The organism is Enterobacter quasimori (genome assembly GCF_018597345.1).
GTDB lineage: Bacteria > Pseudomonadota > Gammaproteobacteria > Enterobacterales > Enterobacteriaceae > Enterobacter > Enterobacter mori.
Genome location: NZ_JAHEVU010000002.1, coordinates 196,631 through 217,657, shown reverse-complemented (window position 1 = coordinate 217,657; position 21,027 = coordinate 196,631). Strand labels below are relative to the sequence as shown.

Here is a 21,027-nt window from a genome sequence, read left to right as displayed (position 1 = left end):
GACTCTTTGAGCAGTCAGGCGGCAATGCGCTTAACGCAAAGTGTAAATAACGCTATACTCTTGCCGCCTCGTCCCCTTAGTTAAATGGATATAACGAGCCCCTCCTAAGGGCTAGTTGCAGGTTCGATTCCTGCAGGGGACACCATGACCACTTCTTATAAAGTCTAATACTGTACATAACTCATTGATTTTAATTCAAACATCTTGTTTTATTCGTCCAGTAAAGTGCCATTCTTTCTAATGGAATCTATACATCTTTGCGTATAACATTGTGTATAACTGCGTTCGATTTTTTTTCTATACACATGCTGCTATCTGACATCCAAATAAAAAGAGCAAAACCGAAGGACAAACCCTATACGCTTAACGATGGTATGGGACTATCACTCCTCATCGACACAGCGGGCGGCAAAGGCTGGCGTTTCCGCTATCGCTTTGCAGGTAAGCCAAAGATGATTTCCTTTGGTGTATATGGCGATGTTTCGTTGGCACAGGCACGTACCAAACGTGATGAAGCGCGTTCGATGTTGGCCAAAGGGATCAACCCAAGTGAAGCCAGAAAGGCAAATAAGATTGCATTGCAGTTTGCTCATGAGAACAGCTTTGAATCTGTGGCCAGAGAATGGCACTTATCAAAAAAAGCCACCTGGTCAGAGGGGTATGCAAAAGAGGTTCTCAATTGTATGGAAAAGGATATTTTTCCTTTTATCGGCCAGCGCCCAATTGAGCAGATTGAACCACTAGAGCTGCTAACCGTTCTGCAAAAAATAGAGAAAAGAGGTGCGCTAGAGCAAACTAGCAAGATCCGCCGCCGTTGTGGTGAAGTGCTTCGTTATGCTGTTGCCACTGGTAGAGCAAAGTATAATTTTGCACCCGATTTAGCTATCGCACTCAACAAACCTAAAACTCAACACTTCCCGTTCCTGACTGAAAGCGAGTTGCCCGAGTTCGTCAATGCTCTAGATAACTATCAGGGCAGTTTAGTCACTAAATACGCCACGCAGCTGTTGATGCTAACCGGAGTGCGCACAATTGAACTACGTGCAGCGGAATGGGCTGAGTTTGATTTAGATAATGCCTTATGGGAGATTCCCAAAGAACGAATGAAGAAGCGCCGCGCCCATCTGGTTCCGTTATCTACTCAGGCGATCAGCATCCTGAAAAAGCTGCAAGAAATAACAGGGAATTACAATCTCGTTTTCCCTGGCAGAAATGATGTCAGGAAGCCAATGAGTGAAGCCAGTATAAACAAGGTGATAAAACTGCTTGGCTATCATGGTCGATTAACAGGTCATGGCTTCAGGCATACCATGAGTACTATTTTGCATGAACATGATTTTGAAAGTGCCTGGATTGAAATGCAACTTGCGCATGTTGATAAGAACTCTATTCGTGGTACTTACAATCATGCGCAATATTTAGCTCAGCGAAAAAGTATGCTCCAGTGGTATGCCAACCAATTATTACCCTAACTATATTTCCTTTCAATTTGGCAAAGTTCTGGACACTCACCAATAAATGTTTGATTTACTGAATCGATGAGACTCAGTATCTCAAACTCAATATCTATAAAAATATTTTTAGGCCCATTATTTATCGCAATACCAATTTTTTCCAAAGATTTTTTCATTTTATGCTGATGTGTTTGATATTTGTACTTGCCAGTTAAGTCAGCAATATTACAATTAGCATCCTCAATCACTCCCTTTATTTCACCTAGGTTATTTTTATAAAAATCACAGTGAGTTAGATTCCCATTTCTAGACTCGGGAAATATGGTGCTATACCATAAATGGATATCCACACTATCAGGAGAAATTTTTTTCCTCTTCGAAACTTCTAAATTCACAAAATCTCTAAACATTGAAAAATGAGCTATATGATTTGTTATGTTACTATTATCAACACCTGAAATGTATGTTCTCAATGCAATGATAGCACCACCAAGCGCCGCAATTAAAGTAATAACGCCCCCAAAAAATTGCGCCAACTTAACGACACCCGAAATTTTATTCGAAAAGAAATCAATGCATTCACTTTGCAAACAAAAATCTAAATCATATAATTCCTGTGAGAATATCGTCGAAATCAAAGACCAACACAAAATAAAAGCCGCAAAAATACAAACATTACGCACAAATGACACAAGGCTATTTGCATTGATTTTTTTATTTTTCGACATTGGGTTTAATCCTATTTAATCTCATCCTTAACTCTTTAGCCAGAATAGAAAATGAATCACTTCTTTTTATGAGAGATATGCTATGTCCAACCAATTGAAAATTTCTTAAATAACGTTCACTTTTATTGAATCCTTTGGCATGAAGTTCCTCAAGTTTTTTCAGCTTTTTCTTGCACTCTTTAACATCAGAAAAGGATGGCATTGGTCGAACTCGTTTTATCTTCTCCATAAAAACAGCATGCTTTTCATGTCCTAGCCTTCCTAATTTATTAATTCTCCCCATACATCTATTATATTCGATTCTATATGGTAAAGAAGTCTTACTATTATTTTTTGTTGCATTATTAATTAAGTTGTGTAATGACGCACGAATTCGTCTAACTTCATTCGAAGGTAATCTTGGTTTATTATGATCAATTCTTAAACCATGAACAAGAAGAGGTTTAGTTGATATTTGAAAAACACCTGATTTGTCGAAATTAATTGGAAGATCTTTTTCAGCAAGCATATCCTCAATATGCTTTCTTATCTGGGTGAAATCAAAATCATAAATTTTTGAAGACACAGTAATGTCATCAACAAGCCTTGTATAGGTAAGACCTTTCCTTTTTGCCCTACGATACACCTGCGTTTCAACATCATATAAACACAATGACGCTATATAACTTGAAGTCAACGCTCCTTGAACAATAAACTCCCCAGCACAACAAACATCAATCATGTATTCTTTTGCTTCTGATTTAATACATAAAAATCCTTCAAAAATATCACCTACCAAATCTTTATGTATATTATCAAAGAAGTTTTTTATATCTATTTTAAGAATTGATTTTGCAGAGCAGTGCAAACTAGCACAAGTTATATAATCCCTTTTAATAGAATCTTCATCGTCATTATCATTAGGAACCGAACCAAATAAAAAATCCGGCCATATTACCAATTCACGAAATATTCTTTTATTGATTCTACGCTGCAACCGTTTTAGCTTATGGTGAGGCCTATAAACAGTTCTCATCGTTCCATCTGTTTTCGGTTTTTCCAACTTAAAATATCGTTTTTCTAGCGGAATACTTCTTATTTCCTCAAGTTCTTCAAGAGAGAAACCTAAGGTTTTAGAAAGAGAATCTAAGGTAGAAATTCCAGAATTGCTTTTTTTTATGGGTAGTTCAGAAGACATTATAAAACCCCAAAGGTAGAACAAAACCTCAAAGGCAAAGTTGCTTACGATCTCCCCATAATCAAGGGTGCAGAAAAACAGAGATGCATACACCAAATATTGCTAGCAACAGCCTCTGTTCTCTACGATCGTAAGCAATGCCCGACAGCTACGGCACCAGCCGTCGTTGGCGGCGGTGGGGCCTCGGATCGAGTCTGGTAAACCAGACGCTTCCCTAAGGAAGCAAAGCTAGCAAATTTTAAAATGGTTGCAGCATTCAAAGCGAAACGCTTGAGCTGGCAAAACATTACCAGTGTTTTCCTTCAAATACAACAGACTGAAGACTAGAGCGCGCAGATTTACCTTGCACAGATAGCCCACCTTCTAACCATGTATACCGCCATTTCATATTTATCCATGCTTTGTACAAGAAAATGTTAACGACTAAAATTGCACTACACCGCACCCGCCTGCGGTTTTCAGATCGCAAAAATTTTTCAGTTGGCATTTTTTACAAATGATAGCGCCAGACCGCGCCACAACTGGGGATTTACAGCGAGCATGGAACTGAAAAGAGTGAAAAGAATTTCAGCTTTTTTCAGTTAGCTTTACTCAAAATCGTAATGACTTTATTTAAGTTATTGATAGTATAGAGATATAAAATTTTAAGTGAGATTTTTCATGATAACTGACGACACACTTAAAAATTAAGAAGCTGATTCTTATAGACATTTTTTCTTAAGCAGCTGAAATTTAATGAACCGAAGCTGGGAAGATTTTAGATACTCCCGGCGAATCGTTCAGTGGCTCTCTTTGGCTGCCAACAGGAGTTCTAATGCTTTTTGTCGCTCGTCCGGTGGCAGGGCATCCATTAGCTCTTTAATCCGTCCCTGGCCGCTCAAAGCGCTGGGACTAATCGTGTGTGACAAGGAAACGTTCATCACAAACGTATGCCCACATTCTACATTTGAGCAATAACAGTACACATCTGATAGGGGTGCTTTCGGTTTGTTTTCCTCACCGTTGCCGCAGACATACACTCCGGGCAGTAAATTTTCATCACTCGCATAGCTAAACCTCTGTTGCCTGCCAGAAGAAGGGATTTTGATTGCCTCCCTCTTGTTCTGAACGTGTAACACTGATAACACGTGTAACGTCTGTGATTTAATTGAAATTAATCAGTTACCAGTGAGCCAAATAAAGAGGTAACGCGTGGTAACACACTGATTTTTGTTACCACTGTTACCAGTGTTACCTCATAAAAATAAGACTCAGGCGATAACTATTCGGGATCGGAGCTAATGACCTGTCAGCTAATTTTCACACATTCTTATACGCTGCCTTTCACTGCAAACCCTATAATCCGGTTATCGATTTTAACCTCCTAGGCTAGTCCAAAAGTGATGAGACTAAGATTGTTTGTTTGGCTTATGTCAGTAGATAACTCTGAGATTATTTTCAATGTGCGCTTTATGCTCTGTTTATGATAATAATTCCTCTATTCTACCAACATATAAAATGGTCATTTTTTAGACACCACTCAACTTTTCACATAAGCCAATATTGTAAATTCATTTGCAGCAAGGTAATATTTCATACAATGAAATCAATTAATTACACCTATGACAGTGAAGAAGCATGATGGAAGACACTCAAACAGTTTTCCTCGACTGTTGACTATCTTCATATTCATCCTTCTTGAAATGTCATGGTTTAGATGAGTTAAATCTTACAATTCGGCGTTTTAATAAAGGATTAAAAAATGAATTTTGAATTTGTAACTGAGGTTTTCGAGTCAAATGGAATTCAATGCAAGATTCAAGCAGGTAAATTATACTTACAAATCGATGACAAGGATGTGGAAGTAAAATTCAACGAAGGTTATGATGAGGCAATACCGAACTTTGCAAAATCTCGACAATATCGATACGACCTTGAAAAAAGGACCATGGTTGGATATAGAACAGTTGAGATTTTAGTTCAGAGATTAAACCAAAATATTTTTGAGATACCGTCATTTGAATTCAAATCAAATTCATCAAAAACAGTACAATTATCAAGAGCAAGCAAAGAATTTTCTCTTAGCCATTTTATATCTGAAGACTATAAAAACTTCATTGAAAAAATTGTTAAAAGAAGATTGATTAATAGGGTACGTTTGGGTTACGTCTATTTCCACACTCTTCTTTGGAATCCGATAACAATAAAATATAATCTTAAGAGAAAAATCGAACAACAAAAAATGCTAGATGATGCATTAAAATGTTTCGATAGCTGTTTATTTAAGCTAGCGGTTGATTACGGTCAAGCTTGGGAATTATATAAACAACGTCGCTCTTTAAATATAGCATATACTTCAGAAGATGAAGTTGAACTTAACATTCCTTTTGCAAGTTATGATATAAATTTAGTTAATTATTATAAAGTTGCTGTTAGTAGTCAGTTCCCAAGTCAATCATTCCTATCATATTATCATGTTTTAGAATATAACTTCCTAAGTGTTTCAGAAGAAGAACTACAAGCTAAATTGAGATCTAACATACAATCAACAAATTTTTGCGGGTCATTAGCAGACATTGAATCAATAATAAATACTGTTAAAAAACATAATGATAAATCTGATGAGAAAGATATGTTGATTAGAGTCCTTAAAAAATATATCGAACCGGATGAATTGAAGCAGTTCATTGAAGAATTTGAAGATAATATTGGTGAGAAACATTATACAAAGACACGGAAAGTATTTGGTGAAAATTTATCTATAAACATCAAGAACAATGAGCACATGATCCCAAATACAGCCCATGTATTAAAACATATAAGAAACGCACTTGTTCACTCATCAGACAAATATAATCGTGAAGATTGTCACATCCCACTAACTGAATCAGAAGAATTAGTTAGCTTCTATGTCCCTTTAGTTAGTTTCTTGGCAGAAAAAATAATATGCGCTAAGTAAACAAATTATTGAAAAAATATTGCATGTCTGTTTAACAACTATAGAACCAGTTAGCTCACAGGCATGCAAGATATTCAAACCATCTACAATACGTTTTTCTATGTCATCATTTCGGATTTGAGGTTCTCAATCTTCAACTACAATCCCTCAACCTAGTTCAGGCCCAGTGTATTACCTGATGGTATCTATTTTTTAAATAATAAAAAACACAATAAACTCAATAAGATAAATAAGAATTCAATTCCTGCAGGGACACTTCCGTTCTTCCTGACTTCATACAATCACTGCATTTTCCACAACTCCACACAGTTCCGCCCGCGTCGTTTTGCACCATACAGCGCTTCATCCGCTGCCTGTATCAGACGTTCGTAGTCAGGATGCCCATTGAACATCGCCGCCCCGATTGAAAGGGAAAGAGAGATCGTCTCGCCGGTCGGGGAGCTAACCTTAATTTTTTCTACGCGCTTGCGGATCCGTTCTGCGATACGCAGTGCGTCAGCTTCGGTGATTTCCGTCAGCACAATTAAAAACTCATCGCCACCGTAGCGAAATACGTAGTCGCAGGTGCGAACGTTGTCATAAAACGCACCCGCCACTTTTCGCAGGATCTCATCACCCGTATTGTGGCCCCAGGTATCATTGATTTGCTTGAATTTATCAACATCGATCAGTAGCGCCGACAGCGGCGTACCGGCGCGGGTGGCATGGGTGATTTCACGTTTAAAAATGGTCGGCAGGAAGCGACGGTTCAGCAGTCGGGTGAGCACGTCCATTCCCACCTCATGGCGGGATACCTCATCAAACAGCTCACGCAGCAGGGTAACGATTTGCGAGAGGGTGTTACGCACCTGCCGCAAAAATTTGACCTGCCGTGACCTGTCACGAAGCGCATCGTCAGCCTGGCGAACCTCATTAAACGCCTCGTCAAACTCCTGAATAAGACGGGAGATATGCCCTGCTTCGGCAATACCGCTGAAATAGTGACGTCCTTTATGGCTAAACCACAGCCCAAAATCTGATTGCCCGAGCGGTCGGCTGTTGCCTATGCTGGAATCTAACATCACCTTATAGAGCAGCGTCATTTCCCAGGTCAGCAGCGCAGCGGTCTGACGCTCCTTCTCTTCTTCCGCATTCTCCATCAGCGAGAAAATCCGGTAGTTTTCATCCTCTTTCGCCGCATTGTTCTCGCTGAAGACATACGCACGCGACATCACCTCCATCGCCAGATCGATACTGTTAATGGCGTAGTGATAAACGCTGAGCTTCACGTCAGAGGGATGGGGCGTGGCGTTAATGATGGGTAACAGCAATTTTTTCAGCACCCTGAAACCCATTTCGACCAGGTCGACAGAGATGCCGATACGGGCATGCACATCTGCGGCACGCTGCTGGGCGCGTATTTGCTCCTCAACCTGCCCAACCTGACAGGAGAGAACATCAACCAGCCACCGACGCAGCGCTTCCTGCAATTGTCTTTCCACCTGTTCAGTGGTCAAAAACTCAGCAACAATAGGATCGGCCAGAACAACACGATAGAACTCAGCAATCAGAACAGTGGCATGCTCGCTGGCAAGTTGGGCGGTAACTTGATGAATGTGTGGCTCAGTTTCATTGATCAGTTGCACCCACTCATCTTTCACCGTTTGCAGATAGGTATCCATCGTAACGCCCTCAAAAGAGTGACTTTCGCTCATTTATAACAATAGCAAAATCAAGCTTCTCCGTAATCGCCGCTTTTTTAATCAAAAACGAGTAATAGCACATATCATATAAGGGTGCTACATTATGCCGCCCATCCAATGTCAGCTATGGCCAGGTAACGCCGTAAAGATCGGTAAAGCCTGCAACCATGACCTTGCACTACGGTCTAATAGGCACGTGGTATCGCTAAGCGCGTTACTTTTACCGGTTTTACAAAGGTTCCTCTAATTTGTCTGAATCCTCATTCAAACGCGCGTTCTTGCACCCGCGTTACTGGTTTACATGGTTTGGTCTTGGCGTACTTTGGTTGCTGGTCCAGCTTCCTTACCCGGCGATCCGCTTACTGGGCTCAAGACTCGGCAGCGCATCGCGCTATTTCCTTAAACGTCGCGAGTCTATCGCACGTAAAAATCTTGAACTTTGCTTCCCGCACTACAATGCGCAGCAGCGCGAAAAGCTGATCGCTGAAAACTTTAAATCTATCGGCATGGCATTGCTTGAAACCGGTATGGCCTGGTTCTGGCCTGATGAACGCGTGCGTAAATGGTTTGATGTAGAAGGTCTGGATAACCTGAAGCGTGCCCAGGCGCATAACCGCGGCGTGATGGTCGTCGGGGTTCACTTCATGTCCCTGGAACTCGGCGGTCGCGTGATGGGTCTTTGCCAGCCGATGATGGCAACCTACCGTCCGCACAACAGCGCGCTGATGGAGTGGGTTCAGACTCGCGGCCGTATGCGCTCAAACAAGGCGATGATCAGCCGTAACAATCTGCGCGGCATGGTCGGTGCGCTGAAAAAAGGTGAGGCCGTCTGGTTTGCACCCGATCAGGATTATGGCCGTAAAGGCAGCAGCTTCGCACCTTTCTTCGCGGTTAAAGACGTTGCCACGACCAACGGCACCTTTGTGATTTCACGCCTTTCTGGTGCCGCCATGCTGACCGTAACGATGGTCAGAAAAGCGGATAAATCAGGTTATCGCTTGCACATCTCCCCGGAAATGGCGAACTACCCTGAAAATGAGTGTGAAGCCGCGACCTTTATCAACAAGGTTATCGAGTTCGAGATCATGCGTGCACCTGAGCAGTATTTGTGGATGCACCGCCGATTCAAAACCCGTCCGCTGGGCGAAGCCTCTCTCTATATTTAAGCCTTCCAGAAGGTTAGTTTCGCTAAGAAACTAACCTTTTCAATCACCTGTAATCACTCTGGGTAACCGTATTTATTCTGCGTCGCTCAACGGGAATTTATTGCGTACTGAAATCAAACTGTCGCCGTTCCACGACACTCGTAAGTGTCGGAAAGTATTTAGAAAAATCCCACTTGTCACCCCCGTTTTTTAGGCGTACATTAGCGCCGTCTGACAATGGGATGCGCAGAATTCTGAGGTGGAGTCTGAGGCGTAGCGGGATAATTCCGATTTCCGTTTTAGCCCGATTTCAACTCTCTATAATCAGGTGGACTCTGTTTTTAAATGCGTACCAAAAGATACGCGGAGTGATGAAACGTGAAATATTTCTTTATGGGCATTTCGGTGATTGTTTTAGTCTGGGCCGGAACCTTTGCCCTGATGATCTAGCAAAGAACATGCAGTCAAAAAAACAGGCGCTCAAGGCGCCTGTTTTTTTTGTGTCGTCAGGTTTCGGGCTGTTCAGCCACGCTTTTTGTTGAGAGAAGCCCGTCAGCCCGGAACATGCTCTTAATCCCCCTGACCGCCTGACGAATGCGGTCGCTGTTTTCAATCAACGCAAACCGCACGTGGGTATCGCCATAATCGCCAAAACCGATGCCCGGTGAGACGCACACCTTTGCATCCTGCAGGAGCTTCTTGGCAAACTCCAGCGACCCCATTGCCGCATAGGGCTCAGGAATTTTAGCCCAGACGTACATGGACGCCTTCGGCATTTCCACCATCCAGCCCGCTTCATGCAGACCTTTCACCAGCACATCGCGACGCCGCTTATACTGGGCAGCAATATCCTGTACACACTGCTGATCGCCTTCAAGCGCAGCAATTGCGGCGACCTGTAACGGCGTAAATGTGCCATAGTCGTGGTAACTCTTAATGCGCGCCAGCGCATTCACCAGCGTCTTGTTACCCACCATAAAGCCAATGCGCCAGCCCGCCATGTTGTAACTTTTCGACAGCGTGAAGAACTCGACCGCCACATCGCGTGCGCCCGGCACCTGCATAATGGAAGGCGCCTTCCATCCGTCGTAGACAATATCCGCATAGGCGAGATCGTGAACCACCAGCACGTCGTAACGTTTTGCCAGGGCGACCACTTTCTCGAAGAATTCGAGCTCAACGCACTGGGCCGTTGGGTTCGACGGGAAACCGAGGATCATCATCTTTGGTTTCGGGTAGCTTTCACGAATCGCGCGTTCCAGTTCGTTAAAAAAGTCTACGCCTTCCACCAGCGGCACAGAGCGAACCTGCGCGCCAGCAATCACCGCACCGTAGATATGGATCGGATAGCTGGGGTTTGGCACCAGCACGGTATCACCGTGATCCAGCGTCGCCAGCATCAGGTGTGCCAGCCCTTCTTTCGAGCCAATGGTGACAATGGCTTCACTTTCAGGATCGATGTCCACCTGGTAGCGATCCTGGTACCAGCGGGAAATGGCACGACGTAATCGAGGAATACCGCGAGACGTTGAGTAACCATGCGTATCCGGGCGCTGGGCAACTGTACAGAGTTTCTCAACAATATGCGGCGGCGTTGGGCCGTCAGGGTTACCCATGCTGAAATCGATAATATCTTCGCCACGCCGACGCGCAGCCATCTTCAGCTCAGCGGTGATATTGAAAACATAAGGGGGGAGACGATCGATACGCGTGAAACGGCGTTCAGGACTGAATTCAGCCATAGATTCCTCAGATTAACGTTAGCGCCCGGACCGTCCGAGCGACGCTGCCACCGATGTGGCGTGCTTAGAAAATAACCTGAAAAAAAACATGCTGTCGAGAGGGAAAGTAAAAAAAAGATATCGCGTTAAAACAGGAACCCTGCTGTCGCTAAAAGCGGAAGACCAGTGACCATTACTATTTTTTTAATACCTGTTATTTAACATGGTGTTATCATAACCATTACCTCGCTGTACTTCGTTAAGAAAAATTCAGCCGGACTGAAGAACTTCCCGCGCAATCCCCTTTGTAAATTATGGTTTTTCCTCATTTGATAAACCTGACGGATAGCTGGTCAATACGCGCCAGGTTTTTTATCATGGTTCTTTCCCGATTTTCCAGGTTCACTTGTGCACGAAATATTCACTATGCTGCTGGCGGTATTTGACCGCGCAGCGCTAATGCTGATTTGTCTGTTTTTCCTCATTCGCATTCGCCTGTTCCGCGAGCTTCTGCACAAGTCAGCGCACTCGCCAAAAGAGCTGCTGGCCGTGACCGCCATCTTTTCGATGTTTGCCCTCTTCAGTACCTGGTCCGGAGTGCCTGTCGAAGGGTCGCTGGTCAACGTGCGCATAATCGCCGTGATGTCTGGCGGGATACTGTTTGGCCCCTGGGTTGGGGTAATCACCGGATTGATTGCCGGTACACACCGCTATTTGATTGATATCGGCGGCGTGACGGCTATTCCGTGTTTTATTACCAGCATTATTGCCGGGATCTTGTCCGGCTGGATTAACTGCAAATTCCCCAAAAAACAGCACTGGCGCGCCGGGATCATCGCGGGCATGGTGTGTGAAACCTTGACCATGATTTTGGTTGTGTTGTGGGCACCCACTACCGCTCTTGGGCTGGATATAGTTTCGAAAATCGGTATTCCGATGATCCTCGGCAGCGTCTGCATCGGCTTTATTGTCCTGCTGGTGCAGAGTGTTGAAGGGGAAAAAGAGGCCAGCGCCGCACGCCAGGCCAAGCTGGCGCTCGATATTGCCAACAAAACGCTGCCCCTGTTCCGCCACGTTAACGTTGAGTCTTTACGCCAGGTCTGCGACATCATCCGTCGCGATATTCACGCCGATGCCGTCGCCATCACCAATATCGACCACGTGCTGGCCTACGTGGGCGTCGGGGAACACAACTATCGTGACAACGACGACACCATCAGCCCGACCACCCGACAGGCGATCAACTACGGTAAAATCATCATTAAAAACAATGACGAAGCCCACAGGACGCCCGAAATACATTCCATGCTGGTGATCCCATTGTGGGAGAAAGGGGTCGTCACGGGCACGCTGAAGATTTACTACTGTCATGCGCACCAGATCACCTCCTCACTGCAGGAAATGGCGATTGGTCTGTCGCAAATAATCTCAACTCAGCTGGAAGTCTCGCGCGCGGAGCAGCTGCGCGAAATGGCAAATAAGGCAGAGCTACGCGCGCTGCAAAGTAAAATTAATCCTCATTTCCTGTTTAACGCGCTGAACGCCATCTCCTCTTCCATTCGCCTTAATCCGGACACCGCCCGCCAGCTGATTTTCAACCTGTCACGCTATCTGCGCTACAACATTGAATTGAAAGATGACGAGCAGATCGACATCAAAAAAGAGCTTTATCAGATCAAAGATTACATCGCGATCGAGCAGGCCCGCTTTGGCGATAAGCTCACCGTCATTTACGATATTGATGAAGAGGTCAATTGCGTGATCCCAAGCCTGCTGATCCAGCCGCTGGTGGAAAACGCCATTGTTCACGGTATTCAGCCGTGCAAAGGCAAAGGCGTAGTGACCATTAGCGTGACCGAGAGCGGGAATCGCGTGCGCGTTGCGGTGCGCGATACTGGCCATGGTATCGACCCAAAGGTCATTGAACGCGTGGAATCCAACGAAATGCCGGGCAATAAGATTGGCCTTTTGAATGTCCACCACCGGGTCAAACTGCTGTACGGCGACGGGCTGCACATTCATCGCCTGGAGCCGGGCACTGAAATCGCCTTTTACGTGCCGAATGAACGCTCCCCCGTTCATGCGCCGACAACCCTGATGCCATAGGCCGGAGTTACAGATGAAAGTCATCATTGTGGAAGATGAGGTTCTGGCTCAACAGGAGCTGAGCTGGCTTATCAAAACGCACAGCCAGATGGAGATTGTAGGCACCTTCGAAGATGGCCTGGACGTGCTGAAGTTTCTCCAGCACAACCGGGTCGATGCCATTTTTCTCGATATCAATATTCCGTCGCTGGATGGCGTGCTGCTGGCGCAAAATATTAATCAGTTTGCCCACAAGCCGTTTATTGTCTTTGTTACCGCGTGGAAAGAGCACGCCGTGGAGGCCTTCGAGCTGGAAGCGTTTGACTACATCCTGAAGCCTTATCAGGAGTCGCGTATTATCAGCATGCTGCAAAAGCTGGAAGCGGCATGGAAACAGCAAGCCGCGCCTGCAGGCGCCAGCCCCGCCATCCGGGAGAGTGACACCATTAATCTGGTGAAGGATGAAAGGATCATCGTCACGCCCATCGACGATATTTATTACGCCGAAGCACATGAAAAGATGACGTTTGTCTATACGCGACGTGAATCGTACGTGATGGCGATGAACATCACCGAGTTTTGCAGCAAGCTACCTGCGGCGCACTTCTTCCGCTGCCACCGCTCGTTTTGCGTCAATTTGAACAAGATCCGCGAGATCGAACCCTGGTTTAACAACACGTATATTTTGCGTCTGAAGGATCTCGACTTCCAGGTGCCGGTGAGCCGCAGCAAGGTAAAAGAGTTTCGCCAGCTGATGCACCTTTAAGCGTTCCCCTCTCCCGCGGGAGAGGGGCATGACCATCAGAGAATTTGTCCCAGAACCTGACGCAAATGCGCACCCGAGCCAAGCAGCCCTGGATTATCGTGCACAATCAGGTAAACAGGAATGTCCTGCACGTAGCTTCTGAAGCGCCCTTTATCTTCAAACCCGCCGCGGAAACCAGAGGCTTTAAAGAACTCGAGGAAGCGCGGCATGATACCGCCCGCAATATAGACGCCGCCAAACGTGCCGAGCGTCAGCGCCAGGTTGCCGCCGAAGCGCCCCATGATCACGCAGAACAGGGACAAGGCACGACGGCAATCGATGCAGCTGTCCGCCAGTGCGCGTTCGGTCACGTCTTTAGGCTGCAGATTTTCAGGCAGACGGCCATCAGATTTCACAATCGCACGGTACAAATTGACCAGCCCGGGACCCGACAGCACGCGTTCGGCAGAAACATGGCCGATCTCAGCGCGTAGCTCTTCGAGGATAATGCCCTCTTCTTCACTGTTCGGTGCGAAATCCACGTGACCGCCTTCACCCGGCAGACTGATCCAGCGTTTATCGACGTGGACAAGGTGAGAGACGCCCAGCCCGGTGCCCGCGCCGTAAACCGCAATCGGCTTGCCTTCGACCGGCGCCGTGCCGCCAAACTGGATCAGGTGTTCCGGCTTCAGCATCGGGATCGCCATCGATACCGCCGTGAAGTCATTGATAATTTCAAGATGCGCAAAGCCGAGGTTTTTTTTCATTTCGGCAATGGAGAAGGCCCAGGTATGGTTGGTCATAGCCACCCAGTCACCGGTAATGGGGCACGCAATCGCGATACAGCCGTCTTCGACGCTGACCTTATGCTCTTCAAGATAGACGCGAACCACGGCTTCCAGACTTGGATAATCCAGCCCTGAATAGGTTTTCGCCTGGGAAATGTCACCGCTATTTACATCGCAGAGTGCAAGGCGCGCGTTCGTGCCGCCCACATCACCTACCAAAGCATACTTTGTCATTCTTTTACTGCTCCGCTAAAGTCAGAATAAATCTTTGGAACACTGTAAATTCAAGGCGTGATAACAACAACGACCAGAAAGTGAATGCCCCAGGATTATCGATCTTCGTCACAGAATAACTTTACCGTTTCAGCACCTTTTGCACTATTGCCATAAAGCTGATTGTGCAAAGTAACGTTATACCGTTTTGTACAAGGAAATCATCATGCTCCACCCGCGAGCCAGAACCATGCTGTTATTAGCACTACCGGCGCTCGTTATTGGCGTTGCTTCAAGCCTGGTGCTTATCGTCGTGATGAAAGTCGCGTCGGTACTGCAAACGATGTTATGGACCGTCCTGCCTGCCAATATCGGCTTTAGCCCTGATTCTTCTGCATGGATTATCGTCATGCTGACGCTCACCGGTATTGCGGTGGGTTTGGTGATTCGTTTCAGTCCGGACCATGCCGGGCCCGATCCCGCCCAGGAACCGTTGATCGGCGCGCCCGTCAGCCCGGCAGCACTGCCGGGACTGATCGTTGCGCTGATCGTAGGTCTGGCGGGCGGCGTCAGCCTGGGGCCTGAACATCCGATCATGGCGGTCAATATCGCGCTGGCGGTTTTCCTGGGTTCGCGTATTTTGCCGCGCGTCAACGCGCTGGACTGGACGATCCTGGCCTCGGCCGGCACCATCGGCGCGCTGTTCGGCACCCCCGTCGCCGCCGCGCTGATCTTCTCCCAGACGCTGAGCGGTAATAATGAGGTCCCGCTCTGGGACAAACTCTTTGCGCCGCTGATGGCCGCCGCTGCCGGTGCGTTGACCACCAGCCTGTTTTTCCATCCCCACTTTTCTCTCCCTCTCCCCCACTATGGCCAGATGCAGGTCGCGGATATTTTCAGCGGCGCGATTGTGGTCGCCATCGCCATTGCGCTCGGCATGGTCGCGGTATGGTGTCTTCCGCGCCTGCATCGCCTGATGCATAAGCTCAAGCATCCGGTGCTGATTTTGGGCGTCGGGGGGCTGTTACTCGGCATTCTGGGCGCTATCGGCGGAAAAGTGACGCTGTTTAAAGGCCTGGATGAAATGCAGCAGCTGGCATTCAGTCAGGTGTTTAGCGTGTCCGATTATCTGCTGTTTGCGGTGATAAAGCTGGCGGCCCTGGTCGTGGCCGCCGCGTGCGGTTTTCGAGGCGGACGCATCTTCCCGGCAGTGTTTGTCGGGGTCGCGTTGGGTCTGATGTTGCACGAGCATGTGGACGCCGTACCGGCTGCGATAACCGTTTCGTGCTCGATTCTTGGGCTGGTACTGGTAGTGACGCGGGATGCGTGGCTAAGCCTGTTCATGGCCGCCGTCGTGGTGCCTGACTCTACCCTCTTCCCTCTGCTCTGTATCGTGATGTTGCCCGCCTGGCTCCTGCTGGCGGGCAAACCGATGATGATGGCCTGGCGAAACGATAAGTGATCAGGCGCTATTTCGCGCCTCCAGCGCTTTGGTTATCGCGCCCAACAGCGGGGGGATATCCGCTTTGGGCAGCATGACCTCAATGAGCGAAAGCCGCTCATGGTGCGCCACTTTTTCCAGCACGTCCGCCAGCTGATCGACTTCACTGACCCGCCAGCATTCAGCCTGAGGATCCAGGCTGAGCGCTTGCGGGATCTGCGTCCAGTTCCACAGGGCGATATCGTTATAGCGCTGTTCAGGCCCGTGTATGGCCCTCTCAACCGTGTACCCTTCGTTGTTGAGCACCAGGATAATCGGGTGCTGATTATCGCGCAGCATTGAGCCCATTTCCTGAATCGTCAGCTGTGCGGCACCGTCCCCGGTCAGGACAATCACGCGCCGGTCCGGGCATGCCGTCTGCGCGCCAAAGGCCGCAGCCAGCGTATAGCCAATCGACCCCCATAGCGGCTGAACGATAAAATTAACGTCGGCAGGTAAGCGAAGATCGATCGCGCCAAACGCCGAGGTTCCCTGATCGGCAAGAATGATGTCGCCGGGGCGAATGAAGGTTTGCAGCGTGCTCCAGAAGTTCTCCTGCGTGAGCGTAGCGCCCTCTGCAGGCCAGGAAAAACCGCTGTGTGTCGAGGGTGCAGGGCTTTCATGCACGTGTTGTTTGCATAACTCTGCCAGCGTCTCAATCGCCTGCAGCATGGGAATGCCCGTAAACCAGACGTCGCCCACGCGGGAAGCATGAGGCTGCACTTCGATGGTCTGAGCGGGAGTAAGCTGGTGAGTGAACCCGGCGGTCAGGGTATCGGTAAACCGCGTTCCAATGCACAACACCGTGTCAGCTCTTTCAATCGCCTCTTTGACCGGCTCCGCGCTCGCTGAACCACTGTAAGTACCGTAAAAACCCGCCTGCCGCTCATCAAAAATCCCTTTCCCCATCAACATGGTGGCGTGTGCCATCGGCACCTCTTTCACCCATTTCTGCAGCGCAGGTTTTAGCCCATGGCGGAGCACCAGAAAATCGGCCAGCAGCGCGGTCCGCTTGCTCACGGCCAGGCGACTCCGGGCGGCATCACGAAACGCTTTAAGACAGGCATTGTCCGCGTGAACAGGCTTAACGGTGAGAGCGCTTACAGGTGGCGTCGCGGCTTTTTTTGCCACATCCGCAGGCAACATCAAATATCCCGGACGGCGTTCGCGCAGCATGGTGGTCAGCACGCGGTCAATTTCGTAGCAGGCATTTTGTTCGGTCAGGATCGCCTGCGCGACGGTGATGGGTTCGCTCATATGGTAAAAATGACGGAACTCACCGTCACCTAAGGTATGGTGCAATAACTCGCCTTTTTGCTGCGCCGCCATTCCCGGCGCCCCCACAATATGCAACACGGGAACGTGTTCGGCAAAGCTCCCCGCCACCCCGTTCATGGCGCTTAACTCTCCGACGCCGAATGTGGTTAACAGCGCGGCAAAGCCCTTACATCGGGCATAGCCGTCGGCGGCATATGACGCGTTCAGCTCGTTGGCACAACCCACCCAGCAGATATCCGGGCTGTCTATTACATGGTCGAGAAACTGCAGGTTATAGTCGCCCGGCACGCCAAACAGATGATCGGTTCCACAATCAGTCAGACGGTCCAGCAGGTAATCGGCGACGCAGTATGGGGTACGCATATACAGGTATCCTTCTAATGTTGTTCTCACCTTGAGTATTAAATAAGCGTGATGACTGTCCAGAAAAGGCAGTAAGAAGGACCTGGAAAGAATGCTTTACAAAAAATGCTGCGCTATTCTCTCTTTCTTCGCGTTAGTGTAACCGTATACACTCATTTTTCTTATCAGCGTCAGAGGTCATGACCATGCATTATCAGCCGGATAAAAATCGTTATCAGACAATGCAGTATCGTCGCTGCGGACAAAGCGGACTGAAATTGCCCGCCATCTCGCTTGGGCTTTGGCATAACTTTGGCGATGCCACGTTCATCGAAAACAGCCGTCAACTTTTACAGCGCGCGTTCGATTTGGGGATTACGCATTTCGACCTTGCCAACAACTATGGCCCTCCTCCCGGTTCAGCCGAACGTAATTTCGGGCGCATTTTGCTGGAAGATTTTCTCCCCTGGCGCGATGAGTTAATTATCTCGACGAAAGCGGGATATACCATGTGGGACGGTCCCTACGGCGACTGGGGCTCGCGTAAATATCTGGTATCGAGTCTGGATCAGAGCCTGAAGCGCATGGGGCTGGAGTATGTCGACATCTTCTATCATCACCGCCCGGCCCCGGAAACACCGCTTCAGGAAACAATGAAAGCGCTCGACCATCTGGTGCGACAGGGCAAGGCACTGTACGTCGGGTTATCCAACTACCCTGCTGAACTGGCGCGCCAGGCTATTGAAATCCTTCACGACCTCGGTACGCCTTGTCTTATCCATCAGCCTAAATATTCGATGTTTGAGCGTGCCCCTGAAGCGGGTTTGCTGGAGGTACTGCAGCAGACAGGGGTGGGGTGTATTCCCTTCTCTCCTCTCGCGGGTGGTCAATTAACCAACCGTTATCTGAACGGCATTCCAGCGGACTCCCGTGCGGCCAGCGGCAGCAAGTTCCTGAACCCGGATCAGCTCACCGAAGAAAAGCTGGAAAAAGTGCGCAAGTTAAACGCCATGGCAGAAAGCCGTGGACAGAAGCTGTCGCAGATGGCTCTGGCCTGGATTTTACGCCACGATACTGTGACTTCAGTACTGATTGGGGCCAGTAAAACCGCGCAAATAGATGACGCGGTGGGCATGCTGGACAATCGCCATTTCTCGGAAGATGAATTGACGCGAATCGAAGATATTCTGGCCTGAACAAATTAAAGCCGCTTTTAGCAAAAAGTGCTCTTATCTATGAATTCGGAGTTGAGGCGATGAAACGAGGCTTTACCAACTCGTAATATTGCGTTAACAGGCCCACAAGGCCCCGATCGTGAAGGAGAAGAGTATGTTCAGGTCACTGATTTTAGCAGCGGTATTACTGGCTTCTGCCCCGCTGGTCGCCACTGCTGGCGAGATCACCCTGTTGCCATCAGTAAAATTACAAATTGGCGATCGCGATGACTACGGCAGATACTGGGACGGTGGCTACTGGCGCGACCGTGATTACTGGAACCGTCATTATGAATGGCGTGGTGACCGCTGGCGCAGGCATGATAATGGCCTGCATCGCGGCTGGTACAAAAACAACGCCTATGAACGCGGCTACCGTGAAGGCTGGAACGATCGCGATGACCGTCGAGGCTGGGGCGGACGCGGTGGTAAACACGGTCACGGTGGTCACGGCCATCGTCACTAACGTTAAAAGGAGCCTTTGGCTCCTTTTTTGTTTTAAAGACCCAGCGCGGTTCCGACTAACAACCACAGATTCAGCGCCACCACCACGACCACAATCGCCCACCCGGCCCTTTTCACCAGCGTCGAGTTCACGAGGTCGCCCATCAGCGTTTTATCGCTGGTAAAAATCAGCAACGGCACCAGCGCAAGGGCAATACCAAAACTCAGCAGGACCTGGCTCATTACCAAAATGCGGGTAGGATCCAGCCCCATCAGAATCACAATAAACGACGGCAGCATGGTGACGGCGCGACGCACCCACAGCGGAATATGAAAACGTACGAATCCCTGCATCACCACTTGTCCCGCCAGGGTGCCTACCACCGTGGAAGAGAGGCCGGCAGCCACCAGGCTCAGGCCAAATATCGTTGCTGCGGCATGGCTCAGTAACGGTTCCAGCGTCAGATAAGCCTGATCGAGATCGGCAATCCCCGTGTGACCATTAAAGTGGAAAGCGGCAGCGGCGGTCGCCATCATCGCCAGATTCACGAAACCGGCAATCGTCATGGCAAACGCGACATCCCATTTTGTCGCGGAATAGCGTTCCTTACGGGTGCCACCGTGCAGATGTTGTGTCAGGGAGGAGTGCAGGTAAATCACATGCGGCATAATGGTCGCCCCGAGGACGCCAGCAGCCAGGAATACCGCTTCAGAGGTGGGCAGACTTGGGATCGCCATCCCTTTACTCAGCTGCACCAGATTTGGCTGGGAGAAGATCAGCTCCACAATATAGGCTGCAGCAACAAACAGCAGCAGACCACCGATGACTTTTTCCAGCGGCTTCTGTCCTCGGCGCTGCAGCATCAGAATAAGGAAAGTCGCAATCCCGGTCAGCACAGCCCCCTGCAACAATGACACGCCGAGGATCAGTTTAAATCCAATCGCAGCCCCAATGAATTCGGCAAGGTCGGTTGCCATGGCGATAATTTCAGCCTGGACCCAGTACAGCCAAACCGCCGGACGCGGGTAGTGGTCGCGGATCTGCTCGGCCAGGTTTTTGCTCGTGGCAATGCCGAGCTTCGCTGAGAGCATCTGGATCAGCATGGCCATCAGGTTTGCCCAGACGACCACCCACAGCAATGTGTAGCCGAAGCTGGCTCCGGCCTGAATGTTGGTCGCAAAATTGCCCGGATCGATATAGCCAATGGCAGCAATGAACGCAGGTCCCATTAATGCGAACCGCAACTTGCGCGCTGCTCTGCCATTGCTACCCTCTACGCGACTGTTTGTCATTTCTGCCTCTGAAATATAGCCTTTGCTATGTTTAATGCTATCAAAATGAGAATGATTATCAAGATCATTTGTAAGCTTTGTAATGATTTCTCTGATAGCTTTTGACGATAGATGGGCAGGTGAGATGCGGGCGCTCTAAATGAGACAGAGTTAGCGCATACTTTTGTGAAGCCTAGCACACAAACTTAACTTTTCACTCATTTACCTAACATAACAAAAATGTATTGTGGATCACTATTTTTGAGACTCGTCACAGGATGTAACTATAATGTGTTCTTGATCTCGTTTTCTTTTCGCTTG

At 48.3% G+C, this 21,027-nt stretch carries 16 protein-coding genes, 1 tRNA gene and 1 pseudogene; 10 read left to right on the top strand and 8 right to left on the bottom strand.

What is annotated here, in order from left to right:
* Positions 1-70 precede the first annotated feature (70 nt).
* Together KK102_RS09450 and KK102_RS09445 are read left to right on the top strand one after the other, a co-directional pair.
* A tRNA-Arg gene (locus KK102_RS09450) sits at positions 71-145 on the top strand.
* 160 nt (positions 146-305) lie between these two features.
* Positions 306-1,472 (top strand): tyrosine-type recombinase/integrase, encoded by a 1,167-nt coding sequence (locus KK102_RS09445; RefSeq protein WP_216357674.1) that lies wholly within the window; start codon positions 306-308, stop codon positions 1,470-1,472.
* On the opposite strand, the gene KK102_RS09440 is transcribed toward KK102_RS09445, so the two are convergent.
* The 3 genes and pseudogenes from KK102_RS09440 to KK102_RS09430 form a co-directional block, all read right to left on the bottom strand.
* Positions 1,469-2,182: a retron Ec48 family effector membrane protein gene (locus KK102_RS09440; protein WP_216357447.1), complete on the bottom strand. Its 714-nt coding sequence runs from the start codon at positions 2,180-2,182 to the stop codon at positions 1,469-1,471. The genes KK102_RS09445 and KK102_RS09440 overlap by 4 nt on opposite strands.
* On the bottom strand, positions 2,169-3,359 hold the full coding sequence (locus tag KK102_RS09435; RefSeq protein WP_216357446.1) for a reverse transcriptase family protein: 1,191 nt from the start codon (positions 3,357-3,359) through the stop codon (positions 2,169-2,171). The genes KK102_RS09440 and KK102_RS09435 overlap by 14 nt, the downstream gene beginning before the upstream one ends.
* A gap of 779 nt (positions 3,360-4,138) precedes the next feature.
* Positions 4,139-4,407 (bottom strand): annotated as a pseudogene (locus KK102_RS09430) (Ogr/Delta-like zinc finger protein).
* Between the two features lie 693 nt (positions 4,408-5,100).
* Here KK102_RS09430 and KK102_RS09425 point away from each other — a divergent pair.
* On the top strand, positions 5,101-6,297 hold the full coding sequence (locus KK102_RS09425) for a hypothetical protein (RefSeq protein WP_216357445.1): 1,197 nt from the start codon (positions 5,101-5,103) through the stop codon (positions 6,295-6,297).
* Between the two features lie 281 nt (positions 6,298-6,578).
* Here the strand turns inward: KK102_RS09425 and KK102_RS09420 are convergent, their stop codons facing one another.
* The gene (locus KK102_RS09420; protein ID WP_216357444.1) at positions 6,579-7,958 is read right to left on the bottom strand and encodes a diguanylate cyclase; all 1,380 of its coding nucleotides are present in this window, start codon (positions 7,956-7,958) and stop codon (positions 6,579-6,581) included.
* Positions 7,959-8,227: 269 nt separating this feature from the next.
* On the opposite strand from KK102_RS09420, the gene lpxP reads away from it, so the two are divergent.
* Positions 8,228-9,145, top strand: a complete 918-nt coding sequence (gene lpxP / locus KK102_RS09415; protein ID WP_216357443.1) for a kdo(2)-lipid IV(A) palmitoleoyltransferase — start codon at positions 8,228-8,230, stop codon at positions 9,143-9,145.
* A 357-nt stretch (positions 9,146-9,502) separates the two neighbouring features.
* Positions 9,503-9,574, top strand: a complete 72-nt coding sequence (gene ypdK, locus KK102_RS22310) for a membrane protein YpdK (protein ID WP_099458937.1) — start codon at positions 9,503-9,505, stop codon at positions 9,572-9,574.
* A 56-nt stretch (positions 9,575-9,630) separates the two neighbouring features.
* Here ypdK and alaC read toward each other — a convergent pair whose 3' ends face one another.
* A complete protein-coding gene (alaC, locus tag KK102_RS09405) occupies positions 9,631-10,866 on the bottom strand; it encodes an alanine transaminase (RefSeq protein WP_216357442.1) in 1,236 nt (411 codons plus the stop codon).
* Positions 10,867-11,253: 387 nt separating this feature from the next.
* On the opposite strand from alaC, the gene KK102_RS09400 reads away from it, so the two are divergent.
* Complete coding sequence (locus KK102_RS09400) at positions 11,254-12,951, top strand: sensor histidine kinase (RefSeq protein ID WP_126544327.1); 1,698 nt, start codon at positions 11,254-11,256, stop codon at positions 12,949-12,951.
* 13 nt (positions 12,952-12,964) lie between these two features.
* Positions 12,965-13,696 (top strand): LytR/AlgR family response regulator transcription factor, encoded by a 732-nt coding sequence (locus tag KK102_RS09395; protein WP_126544326.1) that lies wholly within the window; start codon positions 12,965-12,967, stop codon positions 13,694-13,696.
* A 35-nt stretch (positions 13,697-13,731) separates the two neighbouring features.
* Here the strand turns inward: KK102_RS09395 and glk are convergent, their stop codons facing one another.
* A complete protein-coding gene (gene glk / locus KK102_RS09390; protein ID WP_126544325.1) occupies positions 13,732-14,697 on the bottom strand; it encodes a glucokinase in 966 nt (321 codons plus the stop codon).
* A 205-nt stretch (positions 14,698-14,902) separates the two neighbouring features.
* Here glk and KK102_RS09385 point away from each other — a divergent pair, with 205 nt between their 5' ends.
* Positions 14,903-16,138 (top strand): ion channel protein, encoded by a 1,236-nt coding sequence (locus KK102_RS09385; protein ID WP_126544324.1) that lies wholly within the window; start codon positions 14,903-14,905, stop codon positions 16,136-16,138.
* On the opposite strand, the gene ipdC is transcribed toward KK102_RS09385, so the two are convergent.
* The gene (gene ipdC, locus KK102_RS09380; RefSeq protein ID WP_216357441.1) at positions 16,139-17,797 is read right to left on the bottom strand and encodes an indolepyruvate decarboxylase; all 1,659 of its coding nucleotides are present in this window, start codon (positions 17,795-17,797) and stop codon (positions 16,139-16,141) included.
* Between the two features lie 185 nt (positions 17,798-17,982).
* On the opposite strand from ipdC, the gene mgrA reads away from it, so the two are divergent.
* Positions 17,983-18,972 carry an L-glyceraldehyde 3-phosphate reductase gene (gene mgrA / locus KK102_RS09375; RefSeq protein WP_216357673.1) on the top strand — a complete coding sequence of 330 codons (990 nt, stop codon included), beginning with the start codon at positions 17,983-17,985 and terminating at the stop codon, positions 18,970-18,972.
* 133 nt (positions 18,973-19,105) lie between these two features.
* The gene (locus KK102_RS09370) at positions 19,106-19,456 is read left to right on the top strand and encodes a DUF2502 domain-containing protein (protein WP_126544321.1); all 351 of its coding nucleotides are present in this window, start codon (positions 19,106-19,108) and stop codon (positions 19,454-19,456) included.
* A gap of 32 nt (positions 19,457-19,488) precedes the next feature.
* On the opposite strand, the gene KK102_RS09365 is transcribed toward KK102_RS09370, so the two are convergent.
* On the bottom strand, positions 19,489-20,727 hold the full coding sequence (locus KK102_RS09365; RefSeq protein ID WP_216357440.1) for an Nramp family divalent metal transporter: 1,239 nt from the start codon (positions 20,725-20,727) through the stop codon (positions 19,489-19,491).
* Positions 20,728-21,027: the final 300 nt, after the last annotated feature.